16 protein-coding genes and 2 pseudogenes are annotated in these 18,643 nt (G+C 72.5%); 10 read left to right on the top strand and 8 right to left on the bottom strand.

Features of this window, described 5'->3' with window-relative positions; all coding sequences use genetic code 11:
* Nucleotides 1-1,455, top strand: coding sequence for a D-apionate lactonase family protein (locus DFJ67_RS30670; protein ID WP_116071458.1), 1,455 nt, complete (start codon nucleotides 1-3; stop codon nucleotides 1,453-1,455).
* On the opposite strand, the gene DFJ67_RS30665 is transcribed toward DFJ67_RS30670, so the two are convergent.
* Both DFJ67_RS30665 and DFJ67_RS30660 read right to left on the bottom strand, forming a co-directional pair.
* On the bottom strand, nucleotides 1,425-2,066 hold the full coding sequence (locus DFJ67_RS30665) for an SGNH/GDSL hydrolase family protein (protein ID WP_116071456.1): 642 nt from the start codon (nucleotides 2,064-2,066) through the stop codon (nucleotides 1,425-1,427). The genes DFJ67_RS30670 and DFJ67_RS30665 overlap by 31 nt on opposite strands.
* 1 nt (nucleotide 2,067) lies before the next feature.
* Nucleotides 2,068-4,503 (bottom strand): glycoside hydrolase family 2 protein, encoded by a 2,436-nt coding sequence (locus DFJ67_RS30660; protein ID WP_116071454.1) that lies wholly within the window; start codon nucleotides 4,501-4,503, stop codon nucleotides 2,068-2,070.
* Nucleotides 4,504-4,607: 104 nt separating this feature from the next.
* Here DFJ67_RS30660 and DFJ67_RS30655 point away from each other — a divergent pair, with 104 nt between their 5' ends.
* Entirely contained in the window at nucleotides 4,608-5,882 is a 1,275-nt protein-coding gene (locus tag DFJ67_RS30655) for an RICIN domain-containing protein (RefSeq protein WP_116071452.1), read from the top strand.
* Between the two features lie 39 nt (nucleotides 5,883-5,921).
* Here the strand turns inward: DFJ67_RS30655 and rpsD are convergent, their stop codons facing one another.
* Nucleotides 5,922-6,530 carry a 30S ribosomal protein S4 gene (gene rpsD / locus DFJ67_RS30650; protein ID WP_116076829.1) on the bottom strand — a complete coding sequence of 203 codons (609 nt, stop codon included), beginning with the start codon at nucleotides 6,528-6,530 and terminating at the stop codon, nucleotides 5,922-5,924.
* A 74-nt stretch (nucleotides 6,531-6,604) separates the two neighbouring features.
* Here rpsD and DFJ67_RS30645 point away from each other — a divergent pair, with 74 nt between their 5' ends.
* The gene (locus tag DFJ67_RS30645) at nucleotides 6,605-7,060 is read left to right on the top strand and encodes a hypothetical protein (RefSeq protein WP_116071450.1); all 456 of its coding nucleotides are present in this window, start codon (nucleotides 6,605-6,607) and stop codon (nucleotides 7,058-7,060) included.
* Here DFJ67_RS30645 and DFJ67_RS43400 read toward each other — a convergent pair.
* The 3 genes from DFJ67_RS43400 to DFJ67_RS30635 are packed head-to-tail and all read right to left on the bottom strand — an operon-like array spanning nucleotide 7,045 to nucleotide 9,032.
* Nucleotides 7,045-7,287 (bottom strand): M20/M25/M40 family metallo-hydrolase, encoded by a 243-nt coding sequence (locus DFJ67_RS43400; protein WP_203783167.1) that lies wholly within the window; start codon nucleotides 7,285-7,287, stop codon nucleotides 7,045-7,047. The genes DFJ67_RS30645 and DFJ67_RS43400 overlap by 16 nt on opposite strands.
* Entirely contained in the window at nucleotides 7,247-8,233 is a 987-nt protein-coding gene (locus DFJ67_RS30640) for a M20/M25/M40 family metallo-hydrolase (RefSeq protein ID WP_203783168.1), read from the bottom strand. The genes DFJ67_RS43400 and DFJ67_RS30640 overlap by 41 nt, the downstream gene beginning before the upstream one ends.
* Nucleotides 8,234-8,237: 4 nt before the next feature.
* Nucleotides 8,238-9,032 (bottom strand): PHP domain-containing protein, encoded by a 795-nt coding sequence (locus DFJ67_RS30635; RefSeq protein ID WP_203783169.1) that lies wholly within the window; start codon nucleotides 9,030-9,032, stop codon nucleotides 8,238-8,240.
* Between the two features lie 63 nt (nucleotides 9,033-9,095).
* Here DFJ67_RS30635 and DFJ67_RS30630 point away from each other — a divergent pair, with 63 nt between their 5' ends.
* From DFJ67_RS30630 to DFJ67_RS30615, 6 genes and pseudogenes are all read left to right on the top strand, one after another.
* Entirely contained in the window at nucleotides 9,096-9,581 is a 486-nt protein-coding gene (locus DFJ67_RS30630) for a hypothetical protein (RefSeq protein ID WP_239096989.1), read from the top strand.
* A 337-nt stretch (nucleotides 9,582-9,918) separates the two neighbouring features.
* A pseudogene (locus tag DFJ67_RS44070) lies at nucleotides 9,919-10,854 on the top strand (PQQ-dependent sugar dehydrogenase); the annotation flags it as partial.
* Nucleotides 10,855-11,137: 283 nt separating this feature from the next.
* A pseudogene (locus DFJ67_RS44065) lies at nucleotides 11,138-11,599 on the top strand (PKD domain-containing protein); the annotation flags it as partial.
* A 102-nt stretch (nucleotides 11,600-11,701) separates the two neighbouring features.
* Nucleotides 11,702-11,998 (top strand): hypothetical protein, encoded by a 297-nt coding sequence (locus DFJ67_RS44060; protein ID WP_244940470.1) that lies wholly within the window; start codon nucleotides 11,702-11,704, stop codon nucleotides 11,996-11,998.
* A 134-nt stretch (nucleotides 11,999-12,132) separates the two neighbouring features.
* Nucleotides 12,133-12,753 carry an SRPBCC domain-containing protein gene (locus DFJ67_RS30620; RefSeq protein WP_116071446.1) on the top strand — a complete coding sequence of 207 codons (621 nt, stop codon included), beginning with the start codon at nucleotides 12,133-12,135 and terminating at the stop codon, nucleotides 12,751-12,753.
* 45 nt (nucleotides 12,754-12,798) lie between these two features.
* A complete protein-coding gene (locus DFJ67_RS30615) occupies nucleotides 12,799-15,822 on the top strand; it encodes a LuxR C-terminal-related transcriptional regulator (protein ID WP_116071444.1) in 3,024 nt (1,007 codons plus the stop codon).
* On the opposite strand, the gene DFJ67_RS30610 is transcribed toward DFJ67_RS30615, so the two are convergent.
* Entirely contained in the window at nucleotides 15,796-16,614 is an 819-nt protein-coding gene (locus DFJ67_RS30610) for a DUF418 domain-containing protein (protein WP_116071442.1), read from the bottom strand. The genes DFJ67_RS30615 and DFJ67_RS30610 overlap by 27 nt on opposite strands.
* Before the next feature lie 72 nt (nucleotides 16,615-16,686).
* Entirely contained in the window at nucleotides 16,687-17,487 is an 801-nt protein-coding gene (locus DFJ67_RS30605; RefSeq protein WP_116071440.1) for a peptidoglycan recognition protein family protein, read from the bottom strand.
* Nucleotides 17,488-17,601: 114 nt separating this feature from the next.
* Here DFJ67_RS30605 and DFJ67_RS30600 point away from each other — a divergent pair, with 114 nt between their 5' ends.
* On the top strand, nucleotides 17,602-18,627 hold the full coding sequence (locus DFJ67_RS30600; RefSeq protein ID WP_116071437.1) for an aldo/keto reductase: 1,026 nt from the start codon (nucleotides 17,602-17,604) through the stop codon (nucleotides 18,625-18,627).
* Nucleotides 18,628-18,643: the final 16 nt, after the last annotated feature.

Here is an 18,643-nt window from a genome sequence, read left to right as displayed (position 1 = left end):
GTGGCGCGGTTCACGACGCGGGCCGACCGGGGAGACGGGCTCGACCTGCGCTCGGTCAGCCACGCCGGCGACGAGGTGGTGTCCCGGATCTACTTCGCGGTCCGGGACCGGTTCTGGCGAACCGTTCCGCTGACAGTCCACACCGGACGGCACACGCAGACGCTGACCGGGTTCCATTTCGAGGCGACGGCCAGCACGGGGTGGCCGTCGCATCCGTTGGAGGTCGTGCTGCGCTACGCCGCCGACGGCGACGAGCTGTCGGCCGAGTTCGAGGCGACGGCGCGGGGCGGGTTCGACTACGCCCGGATCGGCTTCTGCGTGCTCTTCCCGTCGGCGGTCTACCGCGGTCGGCCCGCTGCCTCCTGGCTCGACGGCACGCCGACCGGGTTCGAGTTCCCCACCCGCATGGTCACCCGGGACCACCGCGACCTGGCGGCGGTGCGGTTCCACCGGCCGTTCGAGCGCGTGGAGGGCACGCTTCCCGGCGGAACCCGGGTCGAGTTCCGGTTCGCGGGCGAGCGGTTCGAGTTCGAAGACCAGCGCAACTGGACGGACGCCTCCTACAAGGCCTACTCGGTGCCGCCGTCCGCCGAACCGGTCGCCGCGGCCGGTGACCGGTTCGCGCAGCGGATCCGGGTCCGGGCGACGCCACCGTTGCTGCGCCGCACCGACGGCGAGCCGGGCACCGCGATCCGGCTCGGTGCGAAGCTGGGCGTGCTGCCGCCGATCGGCCTCTACGCCGGACGGCTCTCGCCGCGGTCCTACCGGCCGCACGCCGGCTTCCACGAGCTGATCGCGATCCCGCCCGCGCTGGCCGGCTACGACTCGATCGAGTTGCCGGTCAACGGCGCGGTGCACGCGGCCGACGACGACTCGGTGCTGGAGGCCACCGCCATCCACGGCGACCTGGTCGAGCAGGCTCGCGCGACCGGGCTGCCGGTGCGGCTCGCCCCGGCCAGCTTCCTCGACGTGGCCGGCGACTGGCGCGACGGCGCGGGCGACTATGCGCCGGAGCCGCCGCCCGGCCCGCTCCCGGCCCGGCTGCTCGGCCCGCTGGCCGCCACCTGGGTGCTGGCCAGCGCGGCCCGGGCGGTCCCGGCCGGCGTCGACGCGCTGGCCTATCTCGACGCCCGGCTGCCGGCGGACTCACCCGCCGCGCGGGCGGTGGCCCGGCTGGCCGCGCTGTGCGGTGGCGACGTGCTGGCCGTCTCGGCGCCACCGCCACTCGCCGCGCTGGCCGTGCGGGACGCCGACGGGGTCGCGGTCGCGGTGGCCAACACCGGACCGGACCCCGTCGCGTTCACCCTTCCCGACGGCCGCACGGAGCGGCTCGACGGCTTCGCCTCGGCCTGGTTCGCCACGCCCGCTTCCCACCGGGGTGCAGAGCAGCCTTGCTCTGCACCCGTGCAGGAAGCGCCGAACCGTCAGCTACCGGGCGCGGTCAGCGCGTCGTAGGCGTCCAGCCAGCGGCCGGCGATCAACCGGTGACCGAACGCCGACGGGTGCACCCCGTCCGGCGCCACGACACCCCGGCTCCGTTCCACCGCCGCCGCGTCCATCGCGGCCTGGAGCGGGACGAAGGTGGCGCCGAAGCGGTCGGCGAGCGCCCGGACAATCGGCCGCTTGCGGTCGAGGTCGGCCCGGGCGAACGCGTTGCCCCGCTGCCACGGCGCGTCTGCCCGATCGGTGTCGATGAAGAACGGCTCGACCAGCATGATCCGGGGTACGCCGGCCGCGACGGCCCGCTCCAGCACGTCGGTGTAGCGCTCCTCGAACAGCTCCGCCGGGGTCGCCTGGCCCTCGAAGAAGGCCACCAGGGTGTCGTTGACTCCGATGTAGACGGACAGCACGGTCGGCGCGTGGTCGAGCGCGTCGGCCTGCCAGCGCTCCTGGAGGTGGGCGACCCGGTTGCCGCTGATGCCGGTGTTGCGCACGGTCGCGCCGGCGCCACGGTCGCGCAACCGGGATGCCACCTCGTCGACGTAGCCGCCGCCGAGGCCCAGCGGGTCGTCGACGCGCCCGCAGTCGGTGATGCTGTCCCCGATGAACAGGATCGTCTCGCCCATCTCAGCCTCCCGCGACGAGGTCGTTGGCGGTGCGCAGCACCGGGCCGGCCAACAGCTCGCCCTCCCGGCCCGGCGGCACGCCGCGCACGCGTAGCGTCTGCCGCTCGCCGGGCAGCAGGGTAACCAGGCAGTCGTCGGCCTCGGCCGCCGGGTCGATCCGGTCCGCGAAAACGCACAGGTCACGCACGAGGCTGCGGGCGGTCAGCGTGAGCACGACGTCGGCACCGTCGCGGGTGGCCTGCGCGTCGAGGTCGGCCGGCTGGTAGGGCAGGTCGCGGTCCTCGGCGAAGAACCACAGGGCGCGTTCGCCGCTCTCCGCGTCGGCGACGAGGAACTCGGCACCGGCGGGCGCGGTCAGCTCGCCCGGCAGCGGCATGGTGACCGCGCCGACCCGGTCGGCCGCGAACCGGGTGCGGTGCTCGGCCAGCACGGCACCGTCGAACGAGAGCCGGCGCACGGTGACCGGGCCGCGCCAGGCCGCCGGGGTGTCGTTGACGGCGACCAGGGCCAGCCCGTCGCCGCGCGGTTCGATCGTCAGCAGCCGTTCGGCGTGTGCCGCGCGGAGCGCGTACCACATGGGCTTCTTGCGTCCTTGACCGTCGACCGCGGCCCAGGAGGTGACCGGCCAGCAGTCGTTGAGCTGCCAGACGATCGTGCCGGAGCAGCGCGGCCGCAGCGACCGGTAGTGACGGATGCCGAGGCCAACCGCGCGGGCCTGGTTGAGCTGAGTGGCGAAGTGCCAGTCGGTGAGGTCGGTGGGCACCGGGAAGTGCGGCGCGAGGCCGCGTTCGAGCTTGCCGTTGCCGTCGGTCGCCTTCTGGTGGTGCAGCATCCCCGGCGAGGTCGGGGTCAGCGGGTCGTCGTGCAGCGCCTCGGTCAGAGTCGACCAGGTGGGCGGCGCCTGCCAGCCGAACTCGGCGACGAACCGTGGGCGGTAGTCGCGGTAGACGGTGTAGTCGGCGGTGTTCCAGACGTCCCAGACGTGCATCGGGCCGTGGTCCTGGTCGTTGGGGTGCCGCTCCATCGAGCCCGAGTAGGGGCTGCCCGGCCAGTAGGGGCGGGTCGGGTCGGTCTCCCGCACCGCGCGCGGCAACACGTCGAGGTAGTAGCCAAGGCCCCAGGTGCGGTCGCCGACGCTGTCCCGCCAGTCCCAGTCGAACCAGCCCCAGATGTTTTCGTTGTTGCCGTTCCAGAGCACCAGGCTCGGGTGCGGCATCAGCCGGGCCACGTTGTCGCGGGCCTCGGCGTCGACCTCGGCGGCCAGCCGCTCGTCTTCGGGGTAGGCGGCGCAGGCGAAGAGGAAGTCCTGCCACACCAGCACGCCACGCTCGTCGCAGGCGGCGTAGAACTCGTGGCTCTCGTAGACCCCGCCGCCCCAGATCCGCAGCAGGTTGATGCCGGCGTCGACGGCCTGGTCGATCCGGGTGTGCAGGCGCTCCGGCGTGACCCGGGTCGGGAAGCAGTCGTCGGGGATCCAGTTGGCGCCGCGCACCGGCACCGGGAGGCCGTTGACGATCAGGGTGAACGGGGTGCCCTCGGGGTCTTCCTCGGTGTCCAGGCGGACGGTGCGGAAGCCGATCCGGGCCTGCCATTCGTCGCCGGGCACCCGGACGGTGGCGGCGTAGAGGGGCTGCGGTCCGAGGCCGCGGGGCCACCAGAGGTCGGGGTCGTCGACGGTGACCGTCACCGTCGCGCTGGTCGTGCCGGGCCCCATGCCGATCGTCGCCACGGCCTCGCCGACGGTTGCGGTGAGCTCGATGGCCTCCCGCGCCGGTGCGGCCAGCGTGACGTCGAACGTGGCGACACCACGGCGACCTTCCACCGTGACCCGCGGGCGCACCTCGCTGATCCGCGGCCCGGTCGCCCGGATCAGCGTGACCGGGCGCCAGATGCCGGCGGTGACCAGCGTCGGTCCCCAGTCCCAGCCGAAGTTGCAGGCCATCTTGCGGAGGAAGTTGAACGGCGCCGGGTACTGGTTGGGCAGGGCGCCGATCCGGTCGCGCTCGGCCTCGCCGAACTCCCACGCGGAGTCGAAGCGCACGGCCAGCCGGCTGGTGCCGCTCGTCGGCAGCCGCACCGGCACCTCGTAGCGGCGGTGCATGTTCTCGGCGCGGGCCAGGACCGTGCCGTCGACGCTGACGGTGGCGACCGTGTCGAGTCCCTCGAACGCCAGCACCGCGTCGGCGGGTCCGTCGCCGGCGGCCGGCAGGTCGCGCTCGTAGACCCAGGCCACCCGGCCGATCCAGTCCAGGGTCAGCTCGTTGCGGTCGAGGTAGGGGTCGGGAATCAGGCCGGCGGCGAGCAGGTCGGTGTGCACGGTGCCGGGCACGGTGGCGGGAATCGGGAGCGCGGCACGCACGGTGGCCGGCACCGCGGGTGCGTCCGGCTCGGCGAGTCGCAGCACCCAGCCGTCGGAGAGGTCGGCGCGGATCGTCATGAGGACGGAGAATACCGCCTCTTGAACCGGTTCAGAAGATGGCCTAGTGTGCTGCTTGAACCGGTTCATGCACCCCTGTCGATCCGTCCTCAACAGGAGGTCCCGTGCTCAAACTCCGAGTGATCGCCGCCGTGGCTCTGCTCGGCGCGCTGCTCGTCGTGCCGAGCGGCCCGGCGTCGGCCGCCGTCAGCAACGTGCTGATCCGCGGCACCGGCTCCGGCCGCTGCCTGACCCCGTCGGCCAGCAGCACCGCCAGCGCCACCATTCAGAACTGTGCCGCACAGCAGTGGTCGACGACCGACGCCGGCCAGATCACGATCAACGGCCAATGCCTCGACGTCAAAGGCGAACTGACCGCGAACGGCACACCCGTCATCACGTACGCCTGCCACGGCGGCAACAACCAGCGGTGGACCGTCGGAGGCGACGGCACCATCCGCGGCGTGGCGTCCGGCCGTTGCCTCGATGTCAAAGGGCAGGGCACCGCGGCCGGCACCGTGGTGCAGATCTACGACTGCAACGGCGGCAGCAACCAGCGCTGGGAACTCGTCGGTGGCGGCACCACTCCCCCGCCGGCCGGCGGTCCTGACCTGTCCGGCTTCGGGCTGCTGCGGGACTACCGGTTCGGCACCGGCTCCGGGCGCAATGTCAGCAACCTGGCGACCAACTTCAACCCGTACGGCATCGCCGGCACGGCGGTCATCAACAACGAGTGGCAGCGCTACCAGCCGTTCAACTCGACCAACCATCGCATTGCCGCGGACCACCTGGAACTGACCGCGCAGCCGAACCTCGGCGGTGTCTACAACGGAGGGATCAGCAGCGGCCAGATCACCACCAAGGAGACGTTCTATCCGCGGGACGGCCGCACCTATGTGTTCTCCGTCCGGGCGAAGGTGCCGCGGGGCAGTGGCGCGTGGCCGGCGTTCTGGCTCTACGCGAAGCAGGCGCCCAACACCTCGTCGGAGATCGACGTGGTGGAGATCTTCGACACGCCGACCCAGAACAGCTTCGACTGGACCGGCTACGACCACGGCGCCGGCGTCGGCTCCAACTACCACAGCATCATGACCAACCAGTGGGTGTGGCACCCGGGCTTCGACTTCGCGGCCGACTACCACACCTACACGCTGGTCTGGCGCGACGGCCAGGTGGAGAAGTGGGTCGACAACACGTGGGTGAAGGGCACCAACTTCACCTGGCAGGGTTCCGACCCGCAGTTGCTGATCAACCTGGCGATCGGCGGCTCGAACAACAACAACCCGAACGCGGAGACCTTCCCGTCGGTGTTCAGCGTCGACTCGGTCAAGGTCTGGGTGAAGTGCCCCAGCGGCACCCCGGCCAACCCGACGACGAGCTGCCACCCGACGAACGGCTGAACGGGGGCCGGCCCCGGGTTCGGGGCCGGCCTCCTACCGTCAGCGGCTGTAGAACTCGACGACCAGTTGCTCGTCGCAGAGCACCGGGATCTCGGCGCGCTCGGGCAGCCGGATCAGCGTGGTCTTCAGCTCGGCGATCGAGGTCGACAGGTAGGGCGCGGTCCGCGCGCCGACGTGCGCACCGGCCGCGGCGACCTGGAACGGCCTCTTGTCGCGGCTCTTCTCGCGTACCTCGATGGTCTGGAACGGCACGACGCGGTAGGACGGCCGGTCGACCTTGCGCCCGTCGACAGCGACGTGGCCGTGCGCGACGGCCTGCCGCGCCTGGTAGATGGTGCGGGCGAAGCCGGCCCGCAACACCAGCGCGTCGAGCCGGCACTCGAGCGCGACGACCAGCCGCTCGCCGGTCTTGCCGCTCCCCCGGTGCGCCTCGGCGAAGACCCGCCGGAGCTGCGTCTCACTCACGTTGTACTGGTGCCGCAGCCGCTGCTTCTCCAGCAGCCGGACCTTGTAGTCGGTCTCCTTGCGGCGGGCGCGACCGTGCACTCCCGGCGGGTACGGCCGACGCTCGAAGTACTTGACGCACTTCGGCGTGAGCGGAATGCCGAGAGACCGCGAGAGCTTCGCCTTCGGCCGCGATTGGTTCACCATGCCTCCACAGGTTGGATTCGACGAGAGGTTAGCCTAACCTAACCATCAGACGCATCCCCGGGAGGCAACTCATGACGCAGTCGACCGTTCTCGTGGCGCTGGTGCGCACCCTGGCGTCCGGGCACACCCCGGGCACGGTCCAGGTCGCACGCCGGGCGACGGGCGGCGCGGGTCCCTACCCCGTGCGGCACGCCCTCGACAGCACCGGCGCGCCGCTGCTGCTGACCGCCGTCGGCGACCCGGTGGACCGGGCACTGACCTCGCTGGACGGTTATGACGTAGCCACGGTCCTGGCCATCGCCACGCCCGACGGCGGGCAACTCTGGATCTCGGGTTGGTCGAAGCGGCTGCCCGACCCGATGCTCCGCGCCGCGGTGCTCGAGTTCGCCGACCACAACCCGGTCAACGACCTGCTCGACGTCGGCCGCGGCCACACCCTGCACCGGATCGAGGTCGCCGAGGTCCGCCTCGAACACGCCGACGGCCGCTGGGTCGACATCGACCCGGACGACTACGCGGCGGGCTGATCCGCGAACGCGTGGATGAGCCCGGCCACCAGCGCGGCGCGCGCGACCGTGGCGTCGATGTCGATGTGCTCGTCGCGGGCGTGCGCACCGGAGCCGACCGCGCCGAGGCCGTCGAGCAGCGGCACGTCGAGCGCGGCGAGGAAGTTGGCGTCGCTGCCGCCACCGACGGCGCGTTCGCCCAACTCCTCACCGAGGCCGGCCGCGAGGGCACGGGCCAGATCGAACATTGCGGCGATGCCTGGCGTACGCGGCATCGGGCGGCCTGTTCCAGCCCCCACTGACCGTGATGCCGAGCCGCGGGTCGGTGGGCGCGAGCCCGGCCAGCGCGGCGTCGACCCGCGCGGCCTCGGCCGGGTCGGTCACCCGCACGTCGATGGTGGCGACGGCGTGGCCGGCGATGACGTTGTTTCGGGTGCCGCCGGCGATCGTGCCGACGTTGACGCTGGTGCCCCGGCGCAGGTCGTGCAGGGCGCGCAGGGCCAGCACGATCCGGGCCAACTCGTCGATGGCGCTGGCGCCCTTCTCCGGGTCGAGGCCCGCGTGCGCCTCGACGCCGGTGACGTCGACCTGGAAGAAGCCGATGCCCTTGCGGGCCGTCTTCAGCGCGCCGTCGACGCCGGGCTCCAGCACCAGCGCGGCGGTGACCCCGTCGGCCGCCGCTTCCAGGAACGGTCGGGAGCTGATGCTGCCGAGTTCCTCGTCGCCGTTGAGCACGAACCTCAGCGGTGGCCGCGGCAGCCCGGCGGCGTCCAGCGCGCGCACCGCCCAGAGCGCCTGCACCAGCCCGGCTTTCATGTCGAAGACGCCCGGCCCGCGCGCGATCCCGTCGGCCACCGTGAACGGCCAGTCCGCCAGCGTGCCGGCGTCCCACACGGTGTCGTAGTGGCACAACACCAGCAGCCGCCGGGTGCCGGTCCCGGCGAAGTCGGCGACCAGCGTGTCGCCGTGCTCGCCGCCGGCGAACCGCTCGCTGGCCTCGGCCGGGCCGAGGACGGCGGCCAGCCGACCGGTCACCCAGTCCAGACCCCGGTCGAGGTGCGGCTTGCTGTCGCTCGGCGTCTCGATGGAGACGTATTCGGCGACCTCGGCGAGCAGGTCGGCGCGCCGGTCGACCAACCAGCGCCGCAGGGCCGACAGGTCGACGCCGACCGGTGGCTTCGGGATGTCACTCATCGTCCTACTCCCGTGTCCAGGGGCCGACCGGATCCGGGCCGGCGCGGAACCCGTGTGCCGCGGCGGCATCGGCCGCCGCGCGGAACTGGCGGGCGAGCGCGTCCGGGTCGTGTGCGTCGCTGCCGAACGTCACCGCGCGCCCACCGGCCGCGCGCCACCAGTCGAGCAGGTCGGCGTGGAACACCTGGCGGGTGTTCACCTCCAGGATGCGCCCGCTGCGGTGCACCGCCGCCAGCGTCTCCCGAAACTCCGGCTCGAACGCGGTGATGTCACCCGGCCCGGCCGTCGCCGGCCAGTAGCGCAGCGGGTAGTCGAGGTGGGCCAGCACCTCGAAGTCGGTGTTGGTGGCCACCATCCGGGCTGCCTCGGCCAGATAGTCGCGCACCACCTCGGCCGCCGGCAGAGTCTCGTAGGCGGTGCTCATCTCCAGGAAGCGTCCGTCGCCGGCCGGGCGGGCGTGCACCGAGCCGAGCACGCGGTCGAAACCGCCGGCCAGCAGCGCGCGCAGTTCGGCGGCGTGCCAGTGCGGCTCGCTGAACTCCACACCGGACAGGATCCGCAGGGTGGGATAGCGGTCGCGGCACTCGTCGAGCGCCGCCCGGTAGCCCGCGACGTCGAACGGCCGGCCCAACAGCACCTGATCGTCCGGCATCGTCCACGGGGTGAGGTCGACGTGCTCGGTGAACGCCACCGCGGGCAGCCCGAGCTCGACCGCGCGGGCGCAGGTGCGGGCCATATCGCCATCAGGAGCGTCCCAGGACCACTGGCTGTGCACGTGCCCGTCCGCCGGTAGCCCCACGCCGCAACCCTAATGCCGTTTGGTGCCGGCGGCGCTGGGCATGTGGCGGGCGGAGGTGCACCCATGGATCTGAGCATGCTGTCCGCCGCGACCTCGGGGGCCGCGGCCGGCGCCGCCGGCTGCGCGGCGCTCGATGCCACCACCTATCTCGACATGGCCGTACGCGGGCGCCCGGCCAGCGACGTGCCGGCGGAGACCGCGGCGGCGCTGGTCAAGCAGCTGCACGTCGACGTGCCGGGCGAGAACTCGAAGCGGAAGAACCGGTTGAACGGGCTGGGCGGCCTGGCCGGTGGGCTCACCGGGATCGGCGTGGGCGCCGCCTTCGGCGTGCTGCACGGGCTGGGCTGGCGGCCACCGCTGCCGGTCGGCGCCGCGCTGGCCGGGCTCGGCGCGATGGCCCTGTCCGACGCCGGGCTGGCCGGGCTCCGGGTCTCCGACCCGCGCACCTGGTCGACCACCGACTGGCTCAGCGACCTGATTCCCCATCTGGTGTACGGCGCCGTCACGTACGCCACGTTGACCGCGCTGGAACGCAGCGGCCGCAGCTGAACTGCCTTTTCAAGCCGCGACCGTACGCGTAGGGTGGCCAGAAGGATCGAGACGTTCCGATCAATCGATGGGGGGATGCGGAACCTCACAACGCTGTGCGAGATCCTCGCCGCCGTCGGTGCGGTGGCCCCTGGCACGGGCCTGCACGACGCGCGCCGGCATGTTGCGACCGTTCTCGCCATGCTCATCTCGTCGGCCCCGTGGCGCCAGCCGGCGAACGCCTGGTCACCCGTGATCGGCCGTGCGTGCGGCGTGCCTTCGTGTCGGCGACGAACGCCTGACGCTGCCCTGGTCCGGGTGAAGTCTGTCCACCCCGGCAAGGAGGCGTCAACACCCGATGAGAACCAGAAGACTCGCACTGGTCGTCGCCCCGCTCCTGGCGATAACCGGCGGCGGCATATCGCTTTCACCGGCCGCCGCCGCACCACCCGGCGGGCCACCCGCCGACAGCAACTTCCAGAAGGTGACGCTCGACGACTTCCCCGGCGAGCCGATCAGCCTCGCCGTGCTGCCCGACAACCGGGTGCTGCACACCGCCCGCACCGGCGAGGTGCGGATCCACGACCCGCGGTCCGGCCGCAACATCCTGGCCGCCGACGTGCCGGTCTACGAGCACGACGAAGAGGGCCTCCAGGGCATCGCGATCGACCCTGACTTCGCCCGCAACAAGTGGGTCTACCTCTACTATTCACCGCCGCTGAACACGCCCACCGACGATCCGGCCACCCCCGACGTCAACGAGGGCGACGCACCGTTCGAGGGCACGGCGGCCGACTTCGCGCCGTACAAGGGAAATCTGCGGTTGTCGCGGTTCAAGTTGGACGGCAACACGCTCAAGCTCAACACCGAGCAGAAGATCATCGACGTGGCCACCGACCGGGGCATCTGCTGCCACGTGGGTGGCCAGATCGACTTCGACAGCCGGGGCAACCTCTACCTGTCCACCGGCGACGACAGCAACCCGTTCTTCTCCGACGGCTATGTGCCGATCGACGAGCGGGCCAACCGCAACCCCGCGTTCGACGCCCAGCGCACCGCCGCAAACACCAACGACCTGCGTGGCAAGCTGCTGCGCATCCGGGTCAAGCCGGGCGGCGGCTACACGATCCCGCCGGGCAACCTCTTCAAGCCGGGCACGGCGAAGACCCGTCCCGAGATCTACGCGATGGGGCTGCGCAACCCGTTCCGGTTCGCGGTCGACCGGCGCACCGACGACGTCTACCTCGGCGACTATTCGCCGGACGCGGGCGAGGCCAACCCGGAGCGCGGGCCGGCCGGCCAGGGTCGCTGGATGCGGGTCGACAAGCCGGCCAACTACGGCTGGCCCTACTGCGCCACCCCAGATCTGCCCTATGTGGACTACGACTTCGCCACGGGTGTGTCGGGCGCGCCGTTCGACTGCGACCACCCGGTCAACAACTCGCCACACAACACCGGCCTGACCCGGCTGCCACCGGTCGAGGAGCCCGAGGTGGCCTACTCCTACGGCGAGTCGGCCGAGTTCCCCGGGTTGGGCACCGGCGGCATCGGCCCGATGGGCGGGCCGGCCTACGACTATGACAAGCGCAGCAACTCGCGGACCAGGTGGCCGTCCTATTACGACGGTGTGCCGCTGTTCTACGAGTGGACCCGCGACTACATCAAGGAGTTCCGCCTCGACCGGCACGGTGACGTCGCCGACATCCGGCCGGTGCTGCCGTCGCTGGTGGTCGACAACCCGATGGACATGGAGTTCGGCCCCCGACGGCGCGCTCTACGTCCTGGAATACGGCGACGGCTACTTCGCCGAGAACCCCGACGCGCAGCTCTCCCGCTTCGACTTCGTGCGCGGCAACCGCACGCCGATCCCGAAGATCGGCGCCGACCCGCTGGCCGGCGTGGCACCGCTGACCGTCGCGTTCTCCAGCGCCGGCACGACAGACCCCGACGGCGACCCGCTGCGGTACGCGTGGGACTTCGACGCCAACGGCACGGTCGACTCGACCGCGCCGAACCCCACGCACACGTTCACCGCGAACGGCAACTACCGGGTCACCCTGAAGGTCACCGACAGCACCGGCCGGTCGGCGTCGGCAGAGCTGCCGTTCCTGGTCGGGCCGCGGGCACCGGTCGTCGAGTTGGTGGCGCCGGTCGAGGGCCAGCCGTTCGAGTTCGGTGACACGGTCACCTTCCAGGTGAACGTGATCGACGACCAGCCGACCGACTGCTCCCGGGTCATCGTCAACTACATCCTCGGGCACGACGAGCACGGCCACCCGATCACCGCGGCGACCGGGTGCACCGGCACCATCACCACGTCGGCACCCGGACACGGCCCAGGCGACGACCTGGCAGCGGTGTTCGTGGCGACCTACACCGACGCCAGCGGTGAGAGCGGCAGCGATCAGGTCGTCCTCTTCCCCGGCACAACCCCGTAACGGACGCTGGGCGGGGGTGGTGTTCCGCACCACCCCCGCCCAACTCTAACCCTGGACTTATATAAGCCGAAGCTGTCAGACTGTCGTGCGGCACCGGCGGGCATCGGCCCGCCACCGACGGAAGGGACAGCCCGATGATCGACATCGCCCAGCACCTCGCGGCGATCCACCGCGCGGTCGGCACCGGACCGGCCGAGGGCGGCGGCGAGGAGGTTCGCGTGGTGCTCCGCCGGACCTACCGGGCGCCGGTCGCCGACGTGTGGGACGCGCTGACCGACCCCGACCGGGTCAAGCGCTGGTTCTACCCGCTCAGCGGCGACCTGCGCGCCGGCGGCAGCTTCCAACTCGAGGGCAACGCCGGCGGCGAGATCCGCACCTGCGAGCCACCCCGCACGTTCACCGTGACCTTCGGCGGCCCGACCAGCGTGGTCGAGGTGCTCCTCTCCCCCGGCGGCGACGAGGCCACCGACCTTCAGCTCACCCACACCGTGCCGATCGAGATGGCCCGCAGCGAGGCCGGCGCCCTCTTCGTCGGCCCCGGCTGGGACGGCGCGCTGCTCGGCCTCGCGCTGTTCCTCCAGGGTGAGGTCGTCGACGACCCGATCGCGGCCGCCAACTCGCCCGAGGTACGCGAGTTCTCCCGCGGCTCGATCGACGCCTGGGTGGCCGTGGTCGAGGCGTCCGGCACCGCACCGGCCGACGAGATCGCCGCCGGCCGGCAGATGGCCGAGGCACAGTTCACGCCCGCCGAGTGACGCCGCGGGCTGCCGTTTCTCCGCCGTGTTGGCCATGATGGAAGCGTGACGGTCGCACAGCGGGGTATCGCGTCCCAACGCGAAACCGAGGTTCTCGGCCTCGTCGGCGCCGGTCTGTCCAATGTGCAGATAGCCAACCGCCTGCACATCTCGGTCCGCACCGCCGAAAGTCACGTCTCGTCACTGCTCCGCAAATACGGCGTGGCCGACCGCCAGGCCCTCGCCGCGCTGGCCGACCGGCCAGGGCGCCCGGGCGTGGTGGCCCAGTTGCCGGCGCCGCGCACCAGCTTCGTCGGCCGGGCCGTCGAGCGCGACGCCGTGCTCGCCGGCCTGGCGGCCGGCCGGCTGGTGACCCTGACCGGCCCCGGCGGCGTGGGCAAGACCCGGCTGGCCAGCGTGATAGCCGAGGCGGCCGGGCCTGGCTTCCCGGCCGGCGGCGCGTTCGTCGATCTGGTCCCGGTCCGGGAGGGCGGCGTGGCCCGGGCCGCCGCGACCGCACTCGGCGTCATCGAGGGGCCACACCAGCCCTTGGAGGAGGCGGTCGTCGAGCGGCTCGGTCGCGGCCGGTCGCTGCTCGTGCTCGACAACTGCGAGCACGTGGTCGACGCCGCGGCCGGCTTCGTCGAACGGGTGCTCACCGCCTGCCCCGACACGACCGTGCTGGCGACCAGCCGCGAACGGCTCGGGGTGCCCGGCGAGCACACGGTGGCGGTTCCGCCGCTGCCGCTGGCCTCCGACGCGGAGTTGCTATTCCACGACCGGGCCCGCGCCGCCGACCCCGGCTTCGCCGCCGAACCCAGCGTGATCTCCGCACTGTGCGCCCGCCTCGACGGCATCCCGCTGGCGATCGAACTCGCGGCGGCTCGCACCGCCGCCCTCGGCGCCGGCGGCCTGCTCGCGGCGCTCGACGACCACCTGCGGGCACTGGTCGGCGGCCGGGGCGCCGACGCCCGGCACCGTTCGCTGCGCGCGGTGCTCGGCTGGAGCCACGACCTGCTCGACGAAGAGGAACGCCGGTTCTTCCGCGACCTGGCCGTGTTCGTCGGCGCCTTCGACCTGACCGCGGCGACGGCGGTGACCGGGGCCGGCAGCCGCCCGGTCGTTGCCGACCTGCTCGGCCGGTTGGTCGACAAGAGTCTGGTGGTCTTCCAGCGCGACCGCTGGCGGCTGCTCGGCACCGTCCGCGCGTTCGCCCTCGACCATCTGCGCACCGCACCGGAGGCCGGCACGGTCCGCGACCGCCACCTGGCGTGGGCCACCGACACGGCCCGCGCCCTGGAAGACCGCCTACACGGCGACGAGTGGTGCGCCGACTTCGACGCGGTCGCCGACGACCTGCGCGCCGCCCTGGCCGACTCCGCCCGCGGCCCGGAAGAAGGCCCGCGCCTCGACGCCGTCGCCGACGACCTCCGCGCCGCCCTGGCCGACTCCGCCCCCGGCCCGGAAGAAGGCCCGCGCTTCGACGCGGTCGCCGACGACCTGCGCGACTCCGCCCGCGGCCCGGAAGAAGGCCCGCGCCTCGACGCGGTCACCGACGACCTCCGCGCCGCCCCGGCCGACTCCGCCCCCGGCCCGCAAGAAGGCCCGCACTTCGACGCGGTCGCCGACGACCTCCGCGTTGCGCCGATCGCGGGCCCCCGTCGCGCACTCGGCGGCGAGCTGCGTCGCCGACGGTCCAGCGCGCACGCGCTTGCGCGCTCGCTCGGCCATCTCTGCTACGCGCGCCGGCATGTGATCGAGTCGGCGCGGCACTACCAGGAGGCCGCGCGGCTCGCGCCGACACCGCGCGCTGCCATGGACGACCTGCTCGATGCCGCCGCCGCGGTGCGGATGAGCCGGGCACCCGGCACGCAGACCTTCGACCTCCTGCTGGCCGCCGCCGAGCGGGCCGCCGCGGCCGGCGACGGTGACGCCCGCGCCATCGCGCTCGCCCAGGCGGCCGAGATGGTCCACCGCCATCCGGCGATGTTCTCCGAGTCGGTGCCCGCCGAGCGGGTCCGCGCGATCATGCGCGCCGCCGCCGAGGCCGGTGACCCCGCCAACCCGCTGGTCGCGGCGAGGCTGGCCGTCGCCGAGGTGTGGACGGCCGCCACCGACGACACCATCGACCCGGCCCTGGCCGACGCGGCCGTCGCCGCCGCCCGGGCCGCCGGCGACCCGGTCGTGCTGAGCGCCGCGCTCGACGCGCTGCGCACGGCCGCGGTCGACGCGCGCCGATTCGCCGACGCGCGAGCGCACAGTGCCGAGCGCCGCGCCCTGCTCGCCACCGTCGACCGCGCCCAGCCCGCGGCCGGGCCCGAGATCGCCGACATGCTGATCTCGGCGATGGGCGACGAGTTCGCGGCGGGCGACCTGCACGCGCTGACCGCCGCGGCGCGGGCGTTGCGCGACGACGACCTGGTCGGCAACGACTCCTACTCGTCGATCGCCTCGCAGGTCGCGCCGCTGGTGCTGACCGGTGACCTGACCGAGGCGCTGCGCTGCGGTCAGATCGCCTGGGAAGGCTGGCAGCGGGCCGGCCGCCCGGCCGCCGGTTGGTTGGCCCAGACGGTCGCGCTCACCGCCCTCGCCTGCGGGCTGCAAGACGACGACGCCGGTTTCCGGCTCTGGCGCTCGCGCGTGGCCGATGTCGCCCGGGTGCCCGACGTGGCCGGCATGCGGCTGGCGACCAGCGTGTTCGCCGACGTACGCACGGCCGTGCACCGCGGCGACCACGCCGACGCGCGCGGGCAGGTCGAGCGGGCGTTCGGCGCGCAGGGTCCCTGGCACCGTTCCTATGCGGTCGCGTCCGGCGCGGAACTCGCAGTCGTGGCCGGCCTGCCGGACGCCGCCGACCTGCTCGACGCGGCGGCCACCGAAACCGCCGGAAACGCCTGGGCGGCGGCCTGCCTCGCGCGCGCCGCCGGCCGGCTGCACGACCGACCCGCCGCGCTGAGCGACGCCGCCGACCGGTTCGCCGCGCTCGGCGCCCGCTTCGAGCACGCCGCCACCCTGCTGTTGGTCCCCGACCGCGCAGCCGAAGCACGGACGGTGCGAGCCGCGCTAGACGTCCCAGCGCGGCCGTCGTAGCAGCCACTCCACCGGACCGCAGGAGTGCCGCCCGAGCCACCAGGCGCTGACCACGATCTGTCCTGCGAACAACCCGCCCCCGACCAGGGTCGACAGCAGCGTGCCGAGACTGAAACCGGTGAACAGCAGGGCGAGCACCACCGACTGGCCGAGATAGTTGCTCAGCGCCATCCGCCCCGCAGGCGCGAGAGCGTCGGCCAGGCCGGCGCCAGCGGCGGTCCGGAAAAACCGGAGCAGGGTGGCGCCGCACGCGGCCGCGAGGAACAGGGCCGTCGGGACAGTCAGCGCGAGAGCCGGCAGGGGGCTGAGCAGCGCACTCGCGACCGCGCCGGCCACGCCGACCCGGAAGCCGATCACCTGGGCCAGGGACAGCAGCCGGGCGTGTGCCAGCAGCCGCCGCCCACCGGCGGCGAGCCCGACCAGGAACAGGGCGAGGGCGAGCGGGACCTGCACCCGCACCGGCCCGGGCAGCGGGGTCGGCCCGTCGGCGAACGACAACGCGCCGACCATCGCCGCCACCGCGGCGATCAGGCCGCCGGCCAGGATCAGCGCCGTGCGTGGCCGGATCAGGTGCCGCACCCGTCCGCCGCCGCTGTATCCGAGCAGGAACGCGAACAGCAGGAGGAACGTCAGCTCGACGAACAGCACCACGACCACGTGCGGGGCACCGAAGGACGAAATGGTGACCACCAGCATGCCGAACAACGCGAACCCGCGAAGGGCGTCGACGTCGCGCGGTTGACCCGCACCGGGTGCCGGCCCGGTGCGGCGCTGCGCCACTTGTGAGGACATGCCTGGAGCCTGCTTGTCAGCGGCACGGTCCGGCATCCGTGCCGGCTACTGATCCACCACGGAACCGGCCGGTCAGTGGCCGTTGATCCGCTTCGCGATCGCCTCGGCGAGCTCCTCGATGTCGAGCTGCGGGCGGGCGGCCAGCTCGGCGACCTTGCGCTCGAGCGCCAGCCGGGCCACCTTGGCCTTGTTGGGCTCGGTCCGGCTGGCGCCGTTGACCGTCCGGTAGGTGATCTCGTCGAGGTCCGCGTAGACCCCCATCGCCCGGAAGTTCGCGCTGGTCAGGGCGTTGCGGTCGTTGTCGCTGAACATGTCGTCCTCCTGCTCGTCGACCGCGGCCTTGACGACCGCGATCAGGTGGTCCCACGGGAAGTTCGGTCCCGGGTCGGTGTGTGTGGTGCCGCCGAAGGCGCGGCGCATGTCGTCGTGGCCGTAGAAGGCCTTGATCTTCGGGTTGTCACGCATCTCGGCGACCGTCGCCCGGCGGACCTTGAAGCCCGCGTAGTCCGGGTCGTTGCGGATGACGAACGCGAGCGTGCTGGCCAGCTTGTCCCAGGCGACCGAGTCGAGCCAGCGCTGCCGGCTGAACGAGTTCTGCCCGGTGATCTCGACCGCGATCGAGTTCTGGTTGCCTTCCGTCGACCCGGCGTGCCCGGCGCGGGCGTTCGTGTCGAGCGACTGCACGATCGAGTTCTTGTCGCAGTAGAAGTGCGCGCTGATCCCGTCGGTGCGTCGGGTGGCGAAGTCCGCCTCGTCCTCCGCCGAGGCGAGATTCGCGTTCGAGGTGTTGTGGATGGCGATGCCGAAGTGCTTCCCATCGGCATCGGTGAAACTGTTGCGTCCCTGCACGAACGGGACTCCTGGAACGCGCATTCGCCGCTCCTTCCCACGATGGACGGTGCCGTTCTGAAGGTCCGGAGCAGGTGCCCCCGAGGGAAATACCAAGATCGTGAGATTTGCACCCGGAGGTGGCGATACGGTCGGCTGATGGCGTACGTCCCGGCGGCTGACCGGTATGACTCCATGCCCTACCGGCACACCGGCCGCAGCGGCCTGCGGCTCCCGGCGGTCTCCCTCGGGCTGTGGCAGAACTTCGGCGAGAACCGCCCGTTCGAGACCCACCGCGCGATCGTGCGGCGGGCCTTCGACCGGGGCGTGACCAGCCTCGACGTGGCCAACAACTACGGGCCGCCGGTCGGCGCCGCCGAGGAGACGCTCGGCCGGATCCTGGCGACCGACCTCAGGCCCTACCGTGACGAACTCGTGGTGGCCACCAAGGCCGGCTACAACATGTGGCCCGGCCCCTACGGTGTGGACAGTTCCCGCAAGTATCTGCTCGCCAGCCTCGACCAGAGCCTGCGCCGGCTCGGCCTGGACTACGTCGACATCTTCTACTCGCACCGGTTCGACGCCGGCACCCCGATCGACGAGACGATGCGCGCGCTCGACACCGCCGTCCGCCAGGGCAAGGCGCTCTACGTGGGCATCTCGTCCTACTCCGCGGCGCACACCTTCGAGGCGGCCCGGCTGGCCCGCGAGTTGGGCACGCCGCTGCTCGTACATCAGGCAAGTTATTCGATGTTCAATCGATGGATCGAACGTGACCTGCTCGGCGTGCTCGACCAGGAAGGGATGGGCTGCGTCGCGTTCTCGCCGCTGGCGCAGGGGATGCTGACCGACCACTACCTGCACGGCGTGCCGACCGCCTCGCGCGCGGCCCGGCACGGTTCGCTGCCGGCGGAGTGGCTGACCGACGAAAACCTCGCGAAGGTACGCGCACTGCGCGACATCGCCGCCCGCCGGGGCCAGACGCTGCCCCAGTTGGCCGTCGCGTGGACCCGCCGCGACCCGCGGATCACCTCCACCCTGCTCGGCGCGAGCAGCGTCACCCAACTCGACGACACGCTCGGGGCGCTCGACAACACCGGCTTCGACGACGCGGAACTGGCCGAGATCGACCGCTACGCCACCGACTCCGGCATCAACATGTGGGCGGCCTCCAGCGAGGCCTGACCCTTGGGAGGGAACG

This window comes from Asanoa ferruginea, assembly GCF_003387075.1.
Taxonomy (GTDB): domain Bacteria; phylum Actinomycetota; class Actinomycetes; order Mycobacteriales; family Micromonosporaceae; genus Asanoa; species Asanoa ferruginea.
The sequence above is the reverse complement of the archived record's forward strand: the minus strand, read 5'-3'. Positions and strand labels throughout refer to the sequence as shown.